Here is a 19,187-nt window from a genome sequence, read left to right on the forward strand (position 1 = left end):
AAGAAGATAGCCCTATCTTCTTCTTTCTTTTATTGCATCTTTAATTGTTCCAAAAGTTTGCAGTGTTGTCAGATCGTAATTAAGCTTTCGGGAAGTTAAAGCAAGTCGAGGCGTAATCCCGGTAACGATCAGCTCAGTACCAAGCAGATTCAGTAATTTGTGAAAGGAAAAGATTTCACTTATTACGTCTTCATCAAAACTGTTCAGGCCTGAAAGGTCAAGAATAAGGGTTTCTATGCTTGATTCATATATTGATTGAGTAATGGTACTATGGATCATGGTGAACCTTTCCTTGTCCACATTTCCGATTAACGGCATAGCATAAACATGATCTAAAATTGGAACGAGAGGAGTAGAGAGCATATTTATTTCTTCTATATGTTTTTGTAGATTTTCCTTATACTCTTTTTCTTGTGTAATATCTTTTTGTACCCCTACGAAATAATATTTGTCCTCTTTTTCTACATAGACTGGATCTATGTTTAGCTCGTTCCAGAATCCTCTTCCGTCTTTTCTGTAATTGTACAACTCAATAGATAGCGATATTTTTTGTGCTATTGCTTCTCTCATGGCTTCTATTTTTTCTGGATTTGTCTTTTCCCCTTGTAGAAAGCGGCAATTCTTCCCAATGATTTCCTCCCTCGAATACCCCGTTACATTTATAAACCCCTTGTTTGCGTAAATGATTGGGTTATCTGGCAGTTCTGGATCAGTAATAATTACACCTACGCGAGTGTAATCCATTGCCTGTGTCAATAACTCCATGGTGGGAAGAGATTGTAATAAGTTACTTTTCACTAAAAAAGAGCCCCCTCAAATGAAACAAAATGTAGTCTCCTCCCCACACTACCAGAAGATTCCTACATTAACCAGCATGGGGGCTGCTCTATTCAAACGAATGGAAACAGGAGCAAAGGAACTCACTGGATTATTATGTTAAGGTAAAAAGAGAGTATAGAAAGAGTGAAAAAAATGAAAAACTACTTTATATTTCTTACAGTCTTCTTGTTTATTTTTATCGCTGTCGAAATGATTACTGGAATGATTCTTACAGCTATGTATTCTCCTGATCCTGCATTGACCGAAGCTGGGTATGCCAGTTCTGAAGTAAGCTTTGGGGAAAGGAGAAATTATCCTGTATTGGCAGCTATTATATCTGCTTCTATAGCTTTTTTTATTTCTCAGGGGTTTTCAAAAAGGAGTGAGATGAAAGATCGAAAATCAACACTAGAATGCAACAAAGCCTAATTATAAAATACCTGTGGTATGATATAGGTGGATCTTATTTTGCCAAAGAATTTTAGTTGGAGAAGAAAGGATATAATGCCTAGTGAACGACTATAACTATTTAAATAAAGAGGAACAAAAAGAATTGCATGTTCTTCAGTCCCAATTAGAATATAGTCAATCTGACTCGGAAAGAAAACAAATCATTACAAGGATTACTCTGCTTTTAGAAAAAGCAAAAGTGAGAGAAAGAAGACCTGGAAATGATTAGAGAGATAACGGTGTTGTATGAGTAAAGTGTATTTACAGGAATATGACAGATAAACGATGGAGTTTCAACGGCAAACCAGTAACAGCTTTGAATCCAAAAGTAAGGGTTCAACCAGCTCGTAGTCCTCATAAAAAAATAATAAGACAGTTAAGCTGAACTTGCGAAAGTTCAGCTTTTTTCTTGTTCTGTTCGTTAATTTGGAAAAAGAGGATTGATTTTAGAACGAGTAGCACACTCTAAACAAAGAATCAGTAAGGAGTGTGGAGAATGAGAAGACATTACATTAGCGGTTTACTTATTTTACTTCTGTTCACTGGTTGTCAAAATATAGAGGGTACTGGCTATTCGCCAGGTCCTGAAGACAATGATATACAGGCACAAATGGACAGTTTATTAGCGGAGGATCTTTCATTCACAACGTCCATGTTTATTAACAAAATGGCTTTACAGCTGGAGCGCTGGACAGATGTGGAGGAAGGCACGGAAATGGAGAAGTTATTTCTTGAAGAATTAGAGGGTGAAGAAAATAAATATTTTCATTCGTTTGCATTTATTAAAGATGGTGACCTGCGATACAAAGCAGGAAATTTCCCAGCTGAAAAGCTTCGTGATATTTATGCGCCGACCGGTAATGAAGTGCTGGCTCGTAATATAGATAGACACCTCTTTTATTCAAATCCCTACAGCCGGGATGGCTCTCCCTATATGTTAATGGCGTATGAGAGAGAGTCAGATGAGTGGATCGCCGGGGAGATTGATCTTGGATTTGTCCAATCGTACGTTGGTGAGGTTGCCGAAGTGGCAGATGGTGAAGGCAATCTCTTTATTTCAAGTGGAAACGGAGATGAAAAGCCAGAAGTCAGGTGGGAAGAAGGGGAGGTGCCTGATGATATTTCGGAGGAAGTAATCCCTGAGGTAGGATGGAAAATTTCCGTCCATTCAAAAGAGACACAGGAAGTAGAGAGGGAATACAAAGAAGGGGAAGTAATGGTGAAATTCACCAATGAAGAAACAGGACAACAGTGGCTTGAAAACAATACACAATTTAAAGAGGAAAAACATTGTAACCAGTATTATTTACTCAAGCACAAGGATATGTCTACAACAGACATGATGGAAGAGCTTAAGAAGGAACCTGAAATTAAAGAAGTAGAGCCCAATTATGTATTTGGCCAGCAGATAAACTCAGCTCTTCCAAACGATGAGTTTTTTGGACCTTACCAATGGAATTTGGAGATGATCCAGGCCCTTGAAGGGTGGGAAATATCTGAGGGAAGTGAAAATGTAACCATTGCTGTATTAGATACAGGTGTAGATCCGGATCATATTGATTTGGCTGAGAAATTAGTGGACGGTTTTAATGCTTTTACAGGGAATAATGATTATGAAGATCACAACGGGCATGGTACACACGTAGCTGGCATTGCATCAGCGATTACAAACAATGTGTCAGGTATTGCCGGTGTATCTTGGGATAATTTAATCATGCCTGTAAAAGTCTTGGACGATGAGGGGGAAGGAACACTTTATGAATTGGTTGAAGGGATTACGTGGGCAACCGATCAGGGGGCAGATGTAATGAATTTAAGCCTTGGGGATGCACATCCTTCCTCTATGCTTCATGAAGCGGTGAGATATGCATATGACAATGATGTGATGCTGATTGCAGCCTCTGGAAACGACAATACAAACGTACCTATGTACCCGGCTGCATTTGAAGAAGTTCTGGCTGTTTCTGCTGTAAATGAGCGTGGAGAGAAAGCAATTTTTTCGAATTACGGAGATTACATGGATGTCACCGCACCTGGAGAGCATATTCCAAGTACCTTCCTTCAAGACGAATACGTATTTATGTCAGGCACTTCAATGTCATGTCCTCATGTTGCTGGGCTTGCAGGACTTGTGCGTTCAATCAGTCCAGAATTAACAAACGAAGAAGTAATGGAATTACTAAGAAATACAACAGAAGATATAGGTCCTGCTGGTTATGATGAGTACTACGGATTTGGCTTAATTAATATAGAGAGAACGTTAGAGCAGTTAATCGATGGTGAGGCTGAATTTCAGCCAGAAGAAGGACAAAGAGAGGCTGACACTGAAAGAAGGATGGAAGAAGCAAATAATCAGCGGTCAAGAACCTGGCTTGAATATATTTTTGGGTTCTAATGTTGGAGGAAAAAGCAGATAAACCTATCCAACCAGTGCTTTATAGCATAGAAAAATTGATTATGAGCAGGATAACTATCAAGAAGCATTACACCAATAATGGATGGGAGGCAGTTATTCAATGGATCAGCATAAGGATAATTTTGAAGAACAAGCTGAAGAAATTGCAGAAAAAGCTATACAGGAAGTAGAAGAAGAGGAAGAAGTTGAAGGCTTGCACACTGCTCTGGAAGATATTCAGGAAGCTGAACAATTAGCTGAAGATACACAAACTGCGTCTAGTTCTCATGTGACGGCTAGTTTCGAGGATGTAATTGAAGATTTTGATACTCAGACCCAGCAGGATGTACAGCAGCAAGCTGAACAGGCTTTGCAGAATACCCAGTCGAGCATGAATTACACTCAGGCCCAGCAGGATGTACAGCAAGCTGAACAGGCTTTACAGAATACCCAGTCGAGCATGAATTATACTCAGGCCCAGCAGGACGTACAGCAAGCTGAACAGGCTTTGCAGAATACCCAGTCGAGCATGAATTACACTCAGGCCCAACAGGACGTACAGCAAGCTGAGCAGGCTCTGCAAAATACACAGGCAAGCCTGAACTACAACCAGGCCCAGCAGGATGTTGAATTTGCTCAGGAAGGCATTGAACAAGTAAAGGATAGTATACTCCTTCAACAAGCAGAGCAGGAAGTGGCCCAGGCTCAGCAGCAGCTTCAAACTATTCAGGCTTTTAACCATGAAGAAGAACAACAATTGCAGCAAGCTCAACAGGAAGTACAAAAAGCCCACCAGCAGCTGCAGGCTGAAAATGATCAATTATTGCAAGCTCAACAGCAAGTACAAAAAGAGACACAGCAGCTTTTTCATGCACAGCAGCAGGTTAAGCAGGAGCAGAGGGATGTGGAGGAAGCCATGTCAAAGCTTCAGCAAGCACAGGAACGGGCCAGGTCTTTTCAAAACAAACCATAACACTTTTTGAAAGAGGGGCGCATAGCATGACGAGAGGACAATCAAGAAACAACAAACATAAAAATAAAGCAAGGCTGTCACAGACTCCAAAAAAAGACATCTTGACTGACGAAGAACTATCCGAGGAGTTAAGTGAAATCAATCACGAAAAAAATTCAAGGGAAAAATAATTCTTCAGAACAACTCCTTAAAACGAAGGCTCCTTGTAACAGCTGAGCCTTCGTTTTTATTGTGTGCCCGGCATGGGTATAAACTCTAGGGTTAAAGTCCCGAACGGTGAAGGTCGTTGTAACCGCTAGTCAAAGGCAAGGGTGTCCAGGGTGACCTGGAATCTAAAGGAAGCCGGAGACAAACTTCCGCCCCGAGGAATACGAACCTCATAGAAGGCTGTCTGTCTGGGATGAGTCTGCAATACAAGACAAAGCCCCAACGACCAAAGGGATAGGCAGTAAATGAGGCGGGGATATGGAAGGGAAGTTTATGCCCTTACCCGGGGAGGTCTGATGGGAACGCCGCACACATGCGGTAACCGATTCTCAAAGAATCGCTGAACCATCAGAAGTCAGCCGAAGCCATAGTACCTTACCTTCCGGAAGGTAAGGGAAGGGCTGAATCATAAAATGAGTACCATTTCCCTGGCGTACGCGTCATCCGATGACACAGAATAGACCAACTACCTACGAAAGAGAAGTGAAGTCTTCGAGGGCGCAGGTAGGGTGGAGGATGGTCGCCACACAAAAGAACGAAATGGTCACGTGGAGGGTGAGCAACATGTTGGAACACATTCTACACCGAAACAATCTGAATGCCGCCTACTACAAGGTGACAAAGAATAAAGGAAGTCACGGCGTTGATGGAGTTCCCACTTCCGAACTGAAAGCTCAGATTTCGGAAGAATGGGACACCATCCACGACCAACTTCTGAAGGGTACGTACCAACCGTCTCCCGTCCGTCGAATCGAAATCCCGAAAACGAACGGAGGCAAACGGAAGTTAGGTATCCCTACGGTGATGGATCGTACGATCCAACAAGCGCTCAACCTCTATCTTCAATCGATGTATGACCCTAAGTTTTCTCCGCAAAGCTATGGGTTCCGACCAGGAAAGCGAGCACATGATGCGGTGAGACAGGCGAAAGCCTATATCAATGAGGGGTACACCTGGGTGATAGACATCGACCTCGAGAAATTCTTCGACCAGGTTAACCATGACCGGTTGATGCGAACGCTAAGCTTCCGCATTAAAGACCCCCGGGTGCTTCGTCTTATCCGAAAATACCTCCAAGCAGGCATTATGGAAGGTGGGCTCACGACCCCAAACCGAAAAGGAACACCACAGGGAAGTCCATTAAGCCCACTCCTTTCTAATATTGTGCTCGATGAACTGGATAAAGAATTGGAATCCAGAGGGCTTCGCTTCGTTCGGTTTGCCGATGACTGCCAAATATATGCAGGTTCTAAACGAGCCGCCGAGCGAATCCTCAGGAATATGACAACTTTCATCGAAAAGACGTTAAAACTCAAGGTAAACCGAGAGAAAAGTGCGGTGAGCCGCCCGTGGAAACGTAAGTTTCTCGGATTCAGCTTTACACCTTCGGTGAAAGGTAAGGCTAGAGTGCGTGTCCATAATGATTCGGTTCATAAGGCTAAGCAACGTCTGCGTCAACTGACAAGTCGAAAATGGAGTACCGATATGAAATACCGAATTGAGAAAATCAATACATTTCTTACAGGATGGTATAACTACTTTCAGTTGGCAGAAACGCCATCCATTTTCAAAAGACTGATGGAATGGTTGAGAAGAAGACTCCGAATGATTCGATGGAAGGAATGGAAGCTGCCCAAAACAAAGGTGAAGAATCTGATGGCACTGGGAGTGACAAAGGCGAAAGCCTTGGAATGGGGAAACACAAGAAAAGGCTACTGGCGTATAGCCAGCAGCCCTATTCTCCATCGCACACTCAATGACCATTATTGGCAGCGTATGGGTTTGAAATCATTGAATTAACGTTAGAATTTTATGAAACCGCCGTATACGGAACCGTACGTACGGTGGTGTGAGAGGACGGAGGTTAGTCACCTCCTCCTACTCGATTATTTAGAGAGGGATGGTTGTTTATACTTTTCTAAAAAAATGGCAGCTGTTCCGGCAAAAATAGCAGATAAAGTTAGAAAAACACCCACAGTAAAAATAGAAAGACTCATCCAGGGATAAAGATAAACAGCTGTATAACAGGCTGCAAAAATAATGAGGCCCAGACCTGCACTAACTAAAATGGCTACAATCGGCCGTTTGTTTTTTTGGTGGAGGACATAAGTAATAAACAGAATCATAAGGAGATAAAGGGATCCAGTTGTGTAATCATTAACTAATTGATCTAAAATAAGAGTGACAGACCAATTGTTTTCAATAATTTCGTATGTATTCAGGTCTATTTGACTTGTTTCCCCTGTGTCGAGGTTGATGGTTTCAAGCTTATAACTAGCTGGTGTTTCTGGCCAGTTTTTCTGGGTTAAAAAAGCAAGTCGGTTATCTTCATTAAAAAAGGTAGGCTGATCTATATTCACGCCTCTGTCAGTGAGCTGCTGGCTTTGGCCGCTCTCTTTGTTGTATAAGAATAATTCATATGTATAAATATCCTCACTGGCTAAATCGGTGACTGTGGTATAGGCAAACCATTCCCCGTCAGGTGAAAGTTCTGGAGAATAGAGTCCGGATGGCAGGTTATCTAATGGAGAAGGTGTGTCCTGATCACTTTCTTTTAACGAGTGAAGAAAAATGGTTTCTTCCATGTCCTCATAAGCAGTAAAAAGAAGTGAGCTGCTATCTGAACTTATCGATAAATCATTCATCAGAAAATCATCTCGATTCGTCAGCTTCGATAGTTCGCTATTCTCTAGATTCACTGAATATAAATCAAACCCTCCAGCATCCTCATGTTCTTCAGCCAGCCAATCCTCTGCTTTTATTCCTATAAAATAAATGATATCTCCTTCCCTGGAAAACACAGCGTCTCTGACATGTAAATGATTACCAGTTACCCGGGTTACTTCTCTATCCTCTTTAGAATATAAAAACAATGAACTGACTAGCGGATCACCTTCCGCTAAATATAAGATATAGTTTCCATCGGATGAAAAAGCGGGAGCGTGTTCCTGAGCACATTTATCTTCTGTGACCTTCCCCTGTATGGTTCCGCTGGGATCTGCCGTATAAATTGAGCGACAGCCATCTACATAATAGGAAAAAGCCATGGCAGAATCGTCTGAAGAAATAGCAATGTCTTCTCCCATACCAGTGAACCATTGATACGGCTGCTCTTTTTCCATCAAATAAAAAATAAAAAATACTAAAAATAAACAAGAACTGATGATAAGTGCCATGTAAAGCCACAATTGTTTTTTCATTTTTTGCTCCTATGTATTAATTGTCGTATTTAATGTATCACAGGAAGATGATGGAACGCAGTAAATATAAAGAAATATTCAGTAAATATGTTAGTGGAAAAAATATGGGGGAGTTTGTTGAAAAAGGCACCAGGAGGACAAAAAGAAAAAGCAGGAAAATTCCTGCCTTTTCTTTTGCTTTTATATTGTTTCTTCTACATCTCCGGCAGACGCACCAACCGTTTCAAGCTCTTCTAATTCTCCTGTTTCCACATGGAACATACAACCGATAACGGGTACTCCTTTGCCGTGTTTGATATAAGTAGGGTGTTGTTTTAGCTTTTCCACTTGAGCCAAAACATTCACCTTTGCTAAGTCATCAAGAGAGTGGTCTGTTTTCTCAGCCGGAAGAGAACTCTGAATGCTATCTATCCAGTCTTTTAGCTCAGGCTCATCATTTCCCTCAGCTGCTGCTTTCACCCCGCCGCAGCCAGTATGACCTTTAATAATGATTTTCTCTACTTTTAGGTGCTTTAAAGCATAATATAAGCTTGCTGTAAGACTTTCATCATTTTCATTTACTTGATTTGCAATGTTACGCTGAATAAAAAGATTGCCTAAAGGCATCTGGGTAATAACAGAAGGACAGACTCGGGAATCACTGCAGGCAATGACGAAGTACTCTGGTGACTGCCCTTCTTTTAAGCGGTCGAAATAAGAAGGATCTTCTTTCTTTATTTCCTTAATAAATTCCAGGTTCTTTTCTCTTAATTTCTCCATGTTTTATTACCTCACAATTTGTTTGGTTTATTTTATTGTATAGAAATTTTTACGAAACATAAAGTAAGAATATTTTGAAAAGGTTTACAAGATAAAGTAAACTTTTTACTATGGAAATATAGCGATGGCTAAACAATAGAATATGATGTTACATTTTGTTGGTGATTGTTGTTAAAAGACGTTCGTTTGCATCTAAAGATAAAAATGAGAACTTCATTCATGCTTTGCTTTCCAGATGCTTTTTTGCTTTAAGGATTTCGGGCAGGTCTCAGCTTCACCGTGAAAACCACCCTTAGGGATCTTCGGTTAAGGCTATTCCTGAAGGCGTCATACGATTTTAAGTCAACATTGGCCTTTAACAAAGTAATTTATTAAGAGAAGCTGCCGTCCCGGGGGAGGAAGATGTTTGTGAAAAATGGAAAGTGGTGGGCTTTATTTTTAATTGCTGTTGCTGAGTTATTTGCTTTAAGCTTGTGGTTTAGTGCTTCCGTTATCGTCCAGGAACTCAGAGATCTTTGGGCTTTGACCCCGACTACAGAAGCATGGGTTACAGCTTCTGTTCCTATAGGGTTTGTGATCGGTGCTTTATTTAGTTCCTATTTTGGTATAGCTGACCGTTTTAATACGAGAAAGGTATTTGCAGTATCAGCATTGGCAGGGGCTCTATTAAATTTATTGTTAATTTTCTCTCAAAGTGCGTGGATAGGTATTGCACTTCGAATATTGACCGGTGTCACGCTTGCTGGTGTGTATCCTACAGCAGTAAAATTGTTGTCCCAGTGGTTTCCCAAAAAAAGAGGGGTGGCTATTGGCGTCCTGATTGCAGCGTTGACCCTCGGGTCTTCTCTTCCTCATTTTATTGTCATATTTTTCTTGGCGGTCAATTGGCAAATGGTCATTGTTACAAGTTCGATTCTCTCTTTAACAGCGGCCTTTATTGTTTATTTCTTACTTAAAGATGCACCTGGATCACCAGGGAAAACTCCTTTTTCCTTTAAGTTAATACGAAAAGTAGTGAAAAATAAACCAGTAATGCTTGCGAATTATGGTTACTTTGGTCACATGTGGGAGTTGTATGCTATGTGGACTTGGCTTCCCGTGTTTCTTACAGCAAGCTTTACCGCACAAACGACAGAAGTGAGCACTTGGTTTATTGCTCTGGCCTCCTTTATTTCTATTGGGGTAGCGGGAGGATTAGGCTGTGTAGTGGGAGGGCTGGTGGCAGACAAAATCGGCAGAGCGTATTTAACCATTATTTCAATGGGAGTCAGTGGAGTGTGTGCTATTGTAATAGGGTTTACATTTGGACAATCGATTTGGCTTACTTTTGCTCTTGCAGTCATCTGGGGAATTTTTGTTATTTCAGATTCAGCTCAGTTTTCGGCAGCTGTCTCTGAGTTTGCGGACGTAGAGTATGTGGGTACCGCCTTAACATTTCAAATGTGCATAGGTTTTCTTATTACTATTTTATCTATAAACCTCATTCCTTTGCTTCAAGGAACAGTTGGCTGGCAGTGGGTATTCAGCCTGTTAAGCATTGGTCCTGTTTTAGGCATTATTTCAATGGTTAAATTCAAGTCCTATGAAATGTCAGATTCAGCTCAAAAGGCTTCTAATAAAGCTACATAATGAATATGCCCCTTGTAAATTAAAGGATGGCAGGATCAATGGCAGAATCGTATTGGTGAATGAATAAAATAATAATAAAGATGGTGTCCTAAAGCTCTGACTCTTGGCAGCACCATCTTTGTTGTAATTCTTTTATTTGTTTTTAACCTGATTCCTTAATGTTTCCAACCTCATCAATTGCTGCGTTAAATGAGAGTTCCTCTAAGTAATCAAACATTTTCTGCTGCTCTGTTTTTTCCAAAGGAACAATTTGATTGCCCGTTATCACATAAGGAATAAAAAATGAAAAACGTTTCTTTTGAAAAAGGGAGGGGTAGTAAGCAGTAGGGAAAGGGGAGAAAGTCTATGTTTGCAGGTATATTAATTTTATTAACAATTTTATTTTTAATTGGTAATCTTTTTTATTTTTTCACAAACAAGACATTTAAGAAAGCAGGCTTTGACTCTGTCTTATTTTATAATTTGTTTTTTGTTTTATTAGGACTTACTTTAGGATTTGCTTTCCTTTACTATTTGTTATCTTTTCAGGAAACGGTGTTAGTAATAAATGATCCTACTGAGGATCCGGCAGAACCAACATTTTTAAACTTTTTATATTTCAGCGGGGTTACGATCCTGTCAGTGGGATATGGTGACCTGGTACCGGTTGGAAGTGCAAGGTTTTTTGCACTCATGCAGGCCGCCCTGGGCTTTCTGCTTCCAACAATCATTTTTTTAAAAGCGTTAAACAACTCAGAGGAAGATGATGAATAAAGTCCGAAAGTTAGGATACGAATGCTTCACAAAAGGAGGGAGCTTTATTCATCTACTACATAAAAATCCTCTTAGTTAACTATCAATCTGATTCGGGGGTAGAGTAAGGTTTTTCTTCCTTTTTCTTTTTTTCGTCATGGGGGGGATGGGCACCAGGGAATTGTCTAGGAAGATGTTGGTGAAGGTTTCTAAATTCATACGTGAAGGCACTGTAATATTGTTGGTCTTTTTCCCATGGAGTTGTTTTATTTTTTACTGGCTCGTCTCTATTTATCGGAGACCCATAAGGACCTTCAATAAGGTCTTCTCTCGTTAAAAAATTCCTCTGAGTTTCTACATTGGCAAAATCGGTATATGCTTCTTCGCTGTTTTGCTCTTCATTTTTATGATCCATACCTCTGCTCCTTCTTGTGTTTTTCCTTAGGATAACCATTATAAGAAAAATTAATATTAAAGTTTTTCACCTTTGCTCTTATGAAAAAGAAAGGGGGTACGCTGGGGCGGGGAGCTGTTTTTTTTTGAAAGATAGCTATGCAAAAGCATACCAAGCATGATAATGAATAACCCGGAAATAGCCAGGCCATTTGGTAAAGATGATGACAATAAAAAGACTTCACCAGCTAAGACAAATAAAACCTGTGTTGATTGTGTTGCTTCAACAGCAGCAAGCTTTCCTTGATGATTTTTAACTCTGTCTGTAGCAACAAAAAACAAGGTTGTTGCAATGACGCCAGAAAAAACAGCCACGATAAAGGTTTGAACCACTTGATCTGTTGAAGGAGCTCCTGAATCGATAAAAGCAATGAAGCTGAGCAGCAGCCAGAAAGGAAGACTTACCAATGTCATCCCAAATATCCGTTGAAACGTATCCAGGCGCCCGCCGCTTATCTCCATCATTTTACGATTGCCGAGGGGATATGCACATGCTGCGACAAGGACCGGAAGTATCCCAGCTATGAGAGTTTGAAGAGGGAGTGAGCTGGCATGCTGGAGCTGAATAAGCAATACCCCGGCTAAAATGAGTAATGAGATAGCTAAAGATTTCTTAGGAGTTTTTTTTCTAATTATTTTCATCCCTTTTGCTGTTTTTACTTTTTCAGTAAAGAAAAAAGGAACCAACAATGCTCCGGCTATAATAGTGATTTGCCAGGTTCCTGCAATAAGCCATCCAGGTCCAAAGGAGGCTGCATACGTCAAGGGGGCATAAAACATCACAAACCCTACAAAACTCCACAAAATCCAGGGTAGGGGCTGTTTTTTAATTTCCTGGAGGACTTGTTTTCCGTTACGGCGAAAAAATACTATGAGCAAAAAAAATGGAAACATAAACATAAAACGAAGAGAGGAGCTCCACATCCAGCTTCCACCCGACAGCTCCATAGATCGATTTAAAATGAAGGTAACTGCAAAGAACATGGAAGCAAAAAAACCGATTACTATTTCTCTCATACGTACCTCCGTGTTTATTAGTATGATATTATTAACTTTTAATAAAATATATTATACTACATTGCTTACTACTATAAAAAGGAGGAAATGTTTTGAGTCGTGACAATCACTACAATGACGCAGCCAGGCTGGCCAAACAGGTAGGGGAAACATTAAGGTCAATTCGCAGAGAACGAGGAATGAGTCTCCAGAACTTGGCTGAGGAAACAGAGGTAAGTAAGTTGACTTTAGGAAACATTGAAAGAGGAGAAGCAAACCCTTCCCTTTCAGTAATTTGGAAAATAGCAAACGGTTTATCTATCCCCATTTCCTTGTTAGTAAAGGAACCAGAGGAAGTAGAAATTTCCAGAAAAGGTGTAGGGAATAAAGTAGTGAGCGAAAATAAGGCATGCACCCTGGAACCGATGTTTAACATGCCTGCCTTTGCTACGAGCGAAATACACCGTGCTTTCTTAAAGCCAAACAGTACATATTCTCCAGGTGCTCACCAGCCTGGTGTTATTGAATATGTAACAGTCATGAAAGGAGAGCTTTCCTTAGTTATAGAAAATGAAACGTTTTCTTTATCAGAGTTTGATTCCATAAAGTTTAACGGAGACAGGAGTCACACCTATATAAATTCAACGTCTTCGACTGTTGTGCTGCATTTTGTCATGACGTATGCGTAACGGGTGGAATTTCCATCATTTGGTAATTTCAAGTATTACCAGATGCTATTTACATAAATGTGAATTTCAAAGTTGCCTGGTTTAGTGTGGGCTTAGGCGTTAAGTGAAAGTTTGGGGTGATTAAGATTCAGTATATCATTGATGATTTGCAAACATTTCTTTTAAATATATTTTTCGTTTTTACTTTTTTCTTTATCTATCAAAAATTCATAGAAGATAAGACTTCAGTTTCAGTAAACAAGTTGCTCCTTATAGTTATTTCCGGACTTTCTATTATTCTTTGTATGACTTTTACAGTTAATTTTAGCGATACTGGCCATATTTTTGATTTACGGCAAGTACCATTTATTCTGGGCGCCTTATACGGAGGAAGGAAGGTAGCGGTTTCATTATTTATCATTCTTATAGCATATCGTTTTTCTATGGAATGGGAGGGAGTCTACGGGGCACTTTTGGTAAACATTATGATATTAGGTCTTCTTCTGTATATCATTCCACGATATAAAAATGCTCCTAGTATAAAGAAAAAAGTGACCTTGTCATTAACTGTTTCTTCTGCAGGGATTCTAACCATGCTTTTGGTTACATTTATGATGTATCCGGAAATAGTAAGCGGAAGGTATATCAGCTTTATAATCCTTTTTCTAATCGTTCAGACTGCTGCTATTTTCTCGTTTATTAATTTTATTGAAAAAGGGAGAAAAGACAAGGCTCTTGAAAAAGAACTGAGAAAGCTTGAAAAGCTTAAAACGGTCAGTGAGATTGCAGCTAGTATTTCTCACGAAGTGAGAAACCCGTTAACAGTAACAAAGGGGTTTATTCAGCTATTAAGAGATTCAGATATTACAGAGGATACCAAGCAATATTATATTACCTTTGCTTTAGAAGAGCTTAACAGAGCGGAGAGAACAATTAGTGATTATCTTACTTTTGCCAAGCCGACAATTGAGGATGTAACAATCTTGAACATAAATAAGGAGATACAATACATCTTAAAAGTAGTCAGCCCATTTGCTTCTATGAATAATGTGAAGATTGAAGTGAAAAAAACAGGAGAAGTTCATGTGGCGGGAGAAGGGGAAAAGTTTCATCAATGTCTGATTAATGTAATAAAAAATGGCATAGAATCCATGCCGGAAGGTGGCAAGATTACAATCTCCATAAGACGAGAAGATCATAAAGGAGTCATACAGGTCGAAGATACAGGTTCAGGAATGAATGATGAGCAGATTGAAAGATTAGGAACCCCTTTTTATACCACTAAAGACAAAGGCACTGGATTAGGAACGATGGTTGTTTATAGCATTATTAAGGCAATGAATGGAGAAGTTAAAGTGAAAAGTGAAGTGAACAAAGGGACCTCTTTCACCATTTATTTACCTATTGTTGAAGTACCCTCATAAAAGCTTCGGTAAGAAACAAAAAAAGAAGATCCTCTTTGAGGGATTCTTTTTTGAGGTTGCTTGATCCGTCATGAGTTTGTATTTTCAAGGCCAGCTAAGTGTGCTCAAGTAAAATCATTTACAGTTCGTAATCTTTTGCAGCCCATGAAAAAAGGCTGTTGAAAAGTGTATCTCAACAGCCTTAGAAGGGCCCTCGAAGAGGGTTCTTCTTATTCGTTAGCTACTATGCTTCGGCTATACCTACACGGGTGCTGCTTATGATAAGCGAAGGAATCAGCCCGACACACGAATTACCTCTGTGAGGTTCACGGGGATGGGATCCTTTTGTCAATGGTTGATCTTCATTTTTGTCCAACACAAAAAGCGGCTTGTCTTCAGCTTTGAGGAATTTCAAAAGCCACCTTTTCTCTTTTTGATACAAACGCCCGACAGGATCTCTTTTAACATTGTAAGGAGGTGGCCCCCAGGCTGTTACTAAACCATCCGACAAGGCAACAGCTCTTTTGATGGTGCTTTGGTTTCTTTTTATAATTGTTTCATACGTACTTCTATGCATGGATTCCTGGGTATGGATTTTTACTTCTTCAGAGTCTCCGCAAAAAGGGAGAAGGCTGATAATGGTCATCGAAGAAACATCATGAAGATGATTGACGGCCAGGCTTTCCAGCTGTTTTAAAGCAGGGTCTCCCCGGTCTTCTTCATAAGTAAAGGGATTCGACAATATTAAAGAAAGGTGGCGGCCTTTGGGCCGGTTAAAGGCAACAGTTAATGAAAAACGACAAGGGATGTCATGAAAGACCTCAGACTCATAAGTAACATCAGAAATAAACGTTGAAGAGTATCGGTGCATGAAAGTCATCCTTTCGTATATGATTGTTGCATGTTTATCATACCAAATAAAATCAAATATTCAAAATATTTAGTTAGAGAGCGAGTAAAACGTATATAGTCTCTTTTCCCTATATATGAGAGGAGGAGGTAAATATTAACCTTATTTGCATAATTATAAAAATCGCTTTGTTTCTACGAAAAAGGTGTTTTATTGAATAATTTCAAATTTCGAGTTCACAAGTAAAATTTTTTGAAAATTAATAAATTTATTTGTAATTTTATGATATAATCCACTTTGTAAGTAGAAATAGATTAGTACAAAAGGGGGATAACGCATGAAAAAGGTATTATTATTTCTTCTTATGTCATTTATTCTCATGTTCGCAGCAGCCTGTGGTGAAGCAGAGGATACTGGCGGGGATGAGGATACTGGTGTAGATGCAGAGACGGAGGATGCTGCTGAAGAAGAAACTGAAGGCACAGAGGAAGATAGTGAAGAAGCAGCTTTAGACGGAGAGACAGAAACCTATTCTGTGGCGACTGATAACAATTACATTCCATTTGAGTTTATTGAAGATGGTGAATTAGTTGGATTTGATATCGACTTAATTAATGCTATAGCAGATGAAGCTGGATTTGAAATTGAAATTGAACAAATGGAGTTCTCAGGAATTGTTGCTGCTATTCCATCAGAACGTTTTGATATGGGTATTGCAGGTATGACAATTACGGAAGAACGTGAAGAAAACATAGATTTTTCTCAGCCATATTATGATGCTGGGCTCGTGCTGGCTGTAAAAGACGGATCAGATATCCAATCTATTGATGATGTGGATGGTTTAACGGTAGCGACTCGTGTTGGGTCAACAAGCGAAGACTACTTAAACGAAAACACAGAAGCAAACATTGAAGCATTTCCAGAAATTCCAGAGGCTTACCAAGCTGTATTAACAGAAAGAGCAGATGCAGTTCTTTATGATCTTCCAAACGTACAATACTACGCTGAAACCGAGACAGGCGGAGAGCTTCAAATCGTAGGCGATACGCTTACGGGAGAGCAATACGGAATTGCTTTTCCTAAAGGTTCAGAGCTGGTTGATGAAGTAGATGCAGCAATTGATGCACTCAAGGAAGATGGAACATTTGGGGATATTTACGAGAAATGGTTCGGTTACCGTCCAGAAGGATTATAAGGCAAAAGAGCGTGGCAGGTATCTACTTGTCACGCTTTTTACCACTTAGAAAAGGAAGGAATGAAATATTCCGTCATGTATCTTTATACAGCTAATCATTACATAGACGTTATGCCATTTTTATTACAAGGTTTGCAATATACCTTGTTAATTACCTTTGTAGGGGTATTTTTTGGTTTTATTATAGGTGCTATATTTGGATTAATGAGGATCTCAAATAATAAACTGGTTTATGGAATAGCCACGGTTTATGTTGAAATTGTAAGGGGTACTCCTCTTTTGGCACAGATTTTCTTTTTATATTTTGGTCTCCCAGAGCTGCTGGGAGTCAATTTGGACAAGCTGACAGCATCCATTTTGGCAATTGCCCTTAACGCCGGAGCCTACATTGCTGAAATTGTGCGAGGGTCCGTTCAATCAGTAGAAAAGGGGCAGGCCGAGGCAGGACGCTCATTGGGACTATCTTCTTCCCAGACAATGCGCTACATTATTTGGCCCCAGGCTTTAAAAAGAATGATTCCGCCGCTTGGAAATCAGTTCATTATCAGTTTAAAAGATACATCTTTATTTTCGGCTATTGCAGTGACAGACATTCTTTATCAAGGCCGGCAATATGCGAGCGGAACCTTTGTTTACTTTGAGCCATACCTCATGGTGTGTGTGTTCTATCTTATCATTACAATTCCATCAATGGTTATATTACGCCGCTATGAACGGAGGCTGGAACGAGAATGATTACAGTTAAAGATTTAAGAAAGTCCTTTGGTGCCACAGAAGTGTTAAAGGGGATTACTACCGAAATCAGGGAAAAAGAAGTAGTGTGTGTTATAGGTCCATCGGGCTCAGGGAAAAGCACATTTCTGCGCTGCCTGAACATGCTGGAAGAAATCACATCTGGGCAAGTAATTGTAGACGGGGACGACATCACTGATCCTCATACTGACATTAATGATGTTCGTTCTCGAGTAGGAATGGTTTTTCAGCATTTTAACCTATTCCCTCACAAAACAGTATTAGAGAATGTAACTTTGGCTCCTCAAAAGGTTAAAGGAATGGCAAAACAGGAAGCAGAAAAAATAGGAAAGTCTCTGCTCGAGAAAGTAGGGCTGGCTGACAAAGCTGCTGCTTATCCGAACAGCCTGTCAGGGGGGCAAAAACAACGGGTTGCCATTGCCAGAGCGCTGGCCATGAATCCAACAGTGATGCTGTTTGATGAGCCGACTTCTGCATTAGATCCAGAGCTGGTCGGAGATGTCCTTAGTGTAATGAAAGAGCTGGCCCAAGAGGGAATGACTATGGTAGTTGTAACACACGAAATGGGATTTGCTAAGGAAGTAGGGGACAGAGTGTTTTTTATTGATGAGGGTGTTTTCATGGAGGAAGGAACTCCGGCAGAAGTTTTTGATAATCCTCAGCATCCCCGTACTCAAAGCTTTCTAAGCAAGGTTCTTTCATAATTTATACAGTGTCCTCAGGCCCTTGATTAAATTACCACTCTACAAATAAAAAGCACCCTGTGAGTAGCTGCTCCTCAGTTGTTTAAAACAATTGAGAAGAGTAGCTGGATAACAGGGTGCTTTTTCTATTAATCTTTTGTCACTGAATGATACCGGTATGCCGTATGATTTACTGCCCCAACGTATTGATTAAGCTTAAAGGATTCTTTTATGGCAGATGATGCAAATTGCTTACCTGTTTCAATAGCTTCCCTCATTGGCCGCCCTTTGGCCAGTTGTGCCGTGATTGCAGCGGAATGAGTACAGCCTGCTCCATGAGTATATTCAGTGTTAATACGTTCAGATTCCACAAACTCAAAGCTTTTCCCATCATAAAAGACGTCAATTGAAGTGTCAGGGTCGATATCGTTTCCACCTTTTATAAGGACAAAGCTTGGTCCTGACTCATAAATGATTTCAGCAGCCTTCTTCATGTCTTCAAGTGTGCTTACTTGGTTCAATCCGGACAGCTGGGCAGCTTCAAATAGATTTGGTGTCACCAGCAAGGCCTTAGGTACGAGGACTTCTTTTAAATACTGGTCAAGTTCCGGGTTAAGAGGTTCATCAGTCCCTTTGCAAACCATGACAGGATCCACTACTACTGTTTCAATGTTGTGCTGGTCTATTTTTTTTGCTGCAAGGTCAATCACCTCTTTGGAACCGAGCATGCCTGTTTTCACAGCATCCGCTCCTATGCCGGATAAAACTGTATCCAGCTGTGCCTCAAGAACAGACAGTTCTTGAGGATATACATCATGCTGCCATTCTTTAAAAGGATTCTGGGCAACAATGGTTGTTAAAGCGGTCATTCCGTATACTCCAAGCTCTTGAAAGGTTTTCAAGTCAGCCTGAATCCCTGCTCCACCGCTTGTGTCAGAGCCAGCGATTGTTAATACCCTGGGTAAACCCATAAAAAGTGACAACTCCTTTCTCATACCTGGACTTTATGGTTAATACATTTC

At 40.2% G+C, this 19,187-nt stretch carries 22 protein-coding genes; 14 read left to right on the plus strand and 8 right to left on the minus strand.

Annotated features, from left to right (window positions below):
- Nucleotides 1-12 precede the first annotated feature (12 nt).
- Entirely contained in the window at nucleotides 13-798 is a 786-nt protein-coding gene (locus tag CEF17_RS02520) for a YtvA family blue-light photoreceptor (RefSeq protein WP_442857425.1), read from the minus strand.
- 19 nt (nucleotides 799-817) lie between these two features.
- Here CEF17_RS02520 and CEF17_RS20810 point away from each other — a divergent pair, with 19 nt between their 5' ends.
- The 7 genes from CEF17_RS20810 to ltrA all read left to right on the plus strand — a co-directional run bounded on the left by CEF17_RS20810 (nucleotide 818) and on the right by ltrA (nucleotide 6,644).
- The gene (locus tag CEF17_RS20810) at nucleotides 818-940 is read left to right on the plus strand and encodes a hypothetical protein (RefSeq protein WP_269799437.1); all 123 of its coding nucleotides are present in this window, start codon (nucleotides 818-820) and stop codon (nucleotides 938-940) included.
- Nucleotides 941-972: 32 nt separating this feature from the next.
- Nucleotides 973-1,248 (plus strand): hypothetical protein, encoded by a 276-nt coding sequence (locus tag CEF17_RS02525; RefSeq protein WP_100398146.1) that lies wholly within the window; start codon nucleotides 973-975, stop codon nucleotides 1,246-1,248.
- Nucleotides 1,249-1,330: 82 nt separating this feature from the next.
- Nucleotides 1,331-1,498, plus strand: coding sequence for a hypothetical protein (locus tag CEF17_RS19805; RefSeq protein ID WP_157049756.1), 168 nt, complete (start codon nucleotides 1,331-1,333; stop codon nucleotides 1,496-1,498).
- A gap of 267 nt (nucleotides 1,499-1,765) precedes the next feature.
- Nucleotides 1,766-3,664 (plus strand): S8 family peptidase, encoded by a 1,899-nt coding sequence (locus CEF17_RS02530; protein ID WP_100398147.1) that lies wholly within the window; start codon nucleotides 1,766-1,768, stop codon nucleotides 3,662-3,664.
- A gap of 121 nt (nucleotides 3,665-3,785) precedes the next feature.
- The gene (locus CEF17_RS02535) at nucleotides 3,786-4,637 is read left to right on the plus strand and encodes an efflux RND transporter periplasmic adaptor subunit (protein ID WP_100398148.1); all 852 of its coding nucleotides are present in this window, start codon (nucleotides 3,786-3,788) and stop codon (nucleotides 4,635-4,637) included.
- A 26-nt stretch (nucleotides 4,638-4,663) separates the two neighbouring features.
- On the plus strand, nucleotides 4,664-4,807 hold the full coding sequence (locus CEF17_RS19810; RefSeq protein ID WP_157842902.1) for a YfhD family protein: 144 nt from the start codon (nucleotides 4,664-4,666) through the stop codon (nucleotides 4,805-4,807).
- 601 nt (nucleotides 4,808-5,408) lie between these two features.
- Complete coding sequence (gene ltrA / locus CEF17_RS02540; RefSeq protein WP_100400762.1) at nucleotides 5,409-6,644, plus strand: group II intron reverse transcriptase/maturase; 1,236 nt, start codon at nucleotides 5,409-5,411, stop codon at nucleotides 6,642-6,644.
- Between the two features lie 86 nt (nucleotides 6,645-6,730).
- On the opposite strand, the gene CEF17_RS02545 is transcribed toward ltrA, so the two are convergent.
- Together CEF17_RS02545 and CEF17_RS02550 are read right to left on the minus strand one after the other, a co-directional pair.
- Nucleotides 6,731-8,044, minus strand: coding sequence for a TolB family protein (locus CEF17_RS02545; protein WP_100398149.1), 1,314 nt, complete (start codon nucleotides 8,042-8,044; stop codon nucleotides 6,731-6,733).
- Between the two features lie 180 nt (nucleotides 8,045-8,224).
- Nucleotides 8,225-8,803 (minus strand): carbonic anhydrase, encoded by a 579-nt coding sequence (locus tag CEF17_RS02550; protein ID WP_100398150.1) that lies wholly within the window; start codon nucleotides 8,801-8,803, stop codon nucleotides 8,225-8,227.
- 408 nt (nucleotides 8,804-9,211) lie between these two features.
- On the opposite strand from CEF17_RS02550, the gene CEF17_RS02555 reads away from it, so the two are divergent.
- Entirely contained in the window at nucleotides 9,212-10,432 is a 1,221-nt protein-coding gene (locus tag CEF17_RS02555; protein WP_100400763.1) for an MFS transporter, read from the plus strand.
- 142 nt (nucleotides 10,433-10,574) lie between these two features.
- On the opposite strand, the gene CEF17_RS20815 is transcribed toward CEF17_RS02555, so the two are convergent.
- The gene (locus tag CEF17_RS20815) at nucleotides 10,575-10,700 is read right to left on the minus strand and encodes a hypothetical protein (RefSeq protein WP_269799438.1); all 126 of its coding nucleotides are present in this window, start codon (nucleotides 10,698-10,700) and stop codon (nucleotides 10,575-10,577) included.
- Nucleotides 10,701-10,777: 77 nt separating this feature from the next.
- Here CEF17_RS20815 and CEF17_RS02560 point away from each other — a divergent pair, with 77 nt between their 5' ends.
- Nucleotides 10,778-11,185, plus strand: a complete 408-nt coding sequence (locus tag CEF17_RS02560; RefSeq protein ID WP_100398151.1) for a potassium channel family protein — start codon at nucleotides 10,778-10,780, stop codon at nucleotides 11,183-11,185.
- An 82-nt stretch (nucleotides 11,186-11,267) separates the two neighbouring features.
- Here CEF17_RS02560 and CEF17_RS02565 read toward each other — a convergent pair whose 3' ends face one another.
- The gene (locus tag CEF17_RS02565) at nucleotides 11,268-11,579 is read right to left on the minus strand and encodes a cytosolic protein (RefSeq protein ID WP_100398152.1); all 312 of its coding nucleotides are present in this window, start codon (nucleotides 11,577-11,579) and stop codon (nucleotides 11,268-11,270) included.
- Between the two features lie 56 nt (nucleotides 11,580-11,635).
- Nucleotides 11,636-12,634, minus strand: a complete 999-nt coding sequence (locus CEF17_RS02570; protein ID WP_100398153.1) for a DMT family transporter — start codon at nucleotides 12,632-12,634, stop codon at nucleotides 11,636-11,638.
- A gap of 92 nt (nucleotides 12,635-12,726) precedes the next feature.
- Here CEF17_RS02570 and CEF17_RS02575 point away from each other — a divergent pair, with 92 nt between their 5' ends.
- Nucleotides 12,727-13,302 (plus strand): helix-turn-helix domain-containing protein, encoded by a 576-nt coding sequence (locus tag CEF17_RS02575; RefSeq protein ID WP_100398154.1) that lies wholly within the window; start codon nucleotides 12,727-12,729, stop codon nucleotides 13,300-13,302.
- A gap of 116 nt (nucleotides 13,303-13,418) precedes the next feature.
- On the plus strand, nucleotides 13,419-14,705 hold the full coding sequence (locus tag CEF17_RS02580; RefSeq protein WP_232725396.1) for an ATP-binding protein: 1,287 nt from the start codon (nucleotides 13,419-13,421) through the stop codon (nucleotides 14,703-14,705).
- A 223-nt stretch (nucleotides 14,706-14,928) separates the two neighbouring features.
- On the opposite strand, the gene CEF17_RS02585 is transcribed toward CEF17_RS02580, so the two are convergent.
- Entirely contained in the window at nucleotides 14,929-15,555 is a 627-nt protein-coding gene (locus CEF17_RS02585; RefSeq protein ID WP_157842903.1) for a DUF1643 domain-containing protein, read from the minus strand.
- 316 nt (nucleotides 15,556-15,871) lie between these two features.
- On the opposite strand from CEF17_RS02585, the gene CEF17_RS02590 reads away from it, so the two are divergent.
- The 3 genes from CEF17_RS02590 (at nucleotide 15,872) to CEF17_RS02600 (ending at nucleotide 18,186) form a co-directional block, all read left to right on the plus strand.
- Nucleotides 15,872-16,729, plus strand: coding sequence for a transporter substrate-binding domain-containing protein (locus CEF17_RS02590; RefSeq protein WP_100398156.1), 858 nt, complete (start codon nucleotides 15,872-15,874; stop codon nucleotides 16,727-16,729).
- Nucleotides 16,730-16,804: 75 nt separating this feature from the next.
- The gene (locus CEF17_RS02595; RefSeq protein ID WP_100400765.1) at nucleotides 16,805-17,464 is read left to right on the plus strand and encodes an amino acid ABC transporter permease; all 660 of its coding nucleotides are present in this window, start codon (nucleotides 16,805-16,807) and stop codon (nucleotides 17,462-17,464) included.
- Nucleotides 17,461-18,186 (plus strand): amino acid ABC transporter ATP-binding protein, encoded by a 726-nt coding sequence (locus CEF17_RS02600; protein ID WP_100398157.1) that lies wholly within the window; start codon nucleotides 17,461-17,463, stop codon nucleotides 18,184-18,186. Before CEF17_RS02595 ends, CEF17_RS02600 begins: the two co-directional genes overlap by 4 nt.
- A 128-nt stretch (nucleotides 18,187-18,314) precedes the next feature.
- Here the strand turns inward: CEF17_RS02600 and pdxK are convergent, their stop codons facing one another.
- Nucleotides 18,315-19,136, minus strand: a complete 822-nt coding sequence (pdxK, locus tag CEF17_RS02605) for a pyridoxine/pyridoxal/pyridoxamine kinase (RefSeq protein WP_100398158.1) — start codon at nucleotides 19,134-19,136, stop codon at nucleotides 18,315-18,317.
- Between the last annotated feature and the right edge of the window lie 51 nt (nucleotides 19,137-19,187).

The organism is Bacillus sp. FJAT-44742, assembly GCF_002797315.1.
Lineage (GTDB): Bacteria > Bacillota > Bacilli > Bacillales > Marinococcaceae > Thalassorhabdus > Thalassorhabdus alkalitolerans.

What these genes read in the sequence shown, in the direction of transcription:
- CEF17_RS20810 (WP_269799437.1), top strand. Translation starts at nt 818, where the DNA reads ATGAAACAAAATGTAGTCTCCTCCCCACACTACCAGAAGATTCCTACA.
- CEF17_RS02525 (WP_100398146.1), top strand. Translation starts at nt 973, where the DNA reads ATGAAAAACTACTTTATATTTCTTACAGTCTTCTTGTTTATTTTTATC.
- CEF17_RS02530 (WP_100398147.1), top strand. Translation starts at nt 1,766, where the DNA reads ATGAGAAGACATTACATTAGCGGTTTACTTATTTTACTTCTGTTCACT.
- CEF17_RS02535 (WP_100398148.1), top strand. Translation starts at nt 3,786, where the DNA reads ATGGATCAGCATAAGGATAATTTTGAAGAACAAGCTGAAGAAATTGCA.
- CEF17_RS19810 (WP_157842902.1), top strand. Translation starts at nt 4,664, where the DNA reads ATGACGAGAGGACAATCAAGAAACAACAAACATAAAAATAAAGCAAGG.
- ltrA (WP_100400762.1), top strand. Translation starts at nt 5,409, where the DNA reads ATGTTGGAACACATTCTACACCGAAACAATCTGAATGCCGCCTACTAC.
- CEF17_RS02545 (WP_100398149.1), bottom strand. Translation starts at nt 8,044, where the DNA reads ATGAAAAAACAATTGTGGCTTTACATGGCACTTATCATCAGTTCTTGT.
- CEF17_RS02550 (WP_100398150.1), bottom strand. Translation starts at nt 8,803, where the DNA reads ATGGAGAAATTAAGAGAAAAGAACCTGGAATTTATTAAGGAAATAAAG.
- CEF17_RS02560 (WP_100398151.1), top strand. Translation starts at nt 10,778, where the DNA reads ATGTTTGCAGGTATATTAATTTTATTAACAATTTTATTTTTAATTGGT.
- CEF17_RS02565 (WP_100398152.1), bottom strand. Translation starts at nt 11,579, where the DNA reads ATGGATCATAAAAATGAAGAGCAAAACAGCGAAGAAGCATATACCGAT.
- CEF17_RS02570 (WP_100398153.1), bottom strand. Translation starts at nt 12,634, where the DNA reads ATGAGAGAAATAGTAATCGGTTTTTTTGCTTCCATGTTCTTTGCAGTT.
- CEF17_RS02585 (WP_157842903.1), bottom strand. Translation starts at nt 15,555, where the DNA reads ATGCACCGATACTCTTCAACGTTTATTTCTGATGTTACTTATGAGTCT.
- CEF17_RS02590 (WP_100398156.1), top strand. Translation starts at nt 15,872, where the DNA reads ATGAAAAAGGTATTATTATTTCTTCTTATGTCATTTATTCTCATGTTC.
- CEF17_RS02595 (WP_100400765.1), top strand. Translation starts at nt 16,805, where the DNA reads ATGTATCTTTATACAGCTAATCATTACATAGACGTTATGCCATTTTTA.
- CEF17_RS02600 (WP_100398157.1), top strand. Translation starts at nt 17,461, where the DNA reads ATGATTACAGTTAAAGATTTAAGAAAGTCCTTTGGTGCCACAGAAGTG.
- pdxK (WP_100398158.1), bottom strand. Translation starts at nt 19,136, where the DNA reads ATGGGTTTACCCAGGGTATTAACAATCGCTGGCTCTGACACAAGCGGT.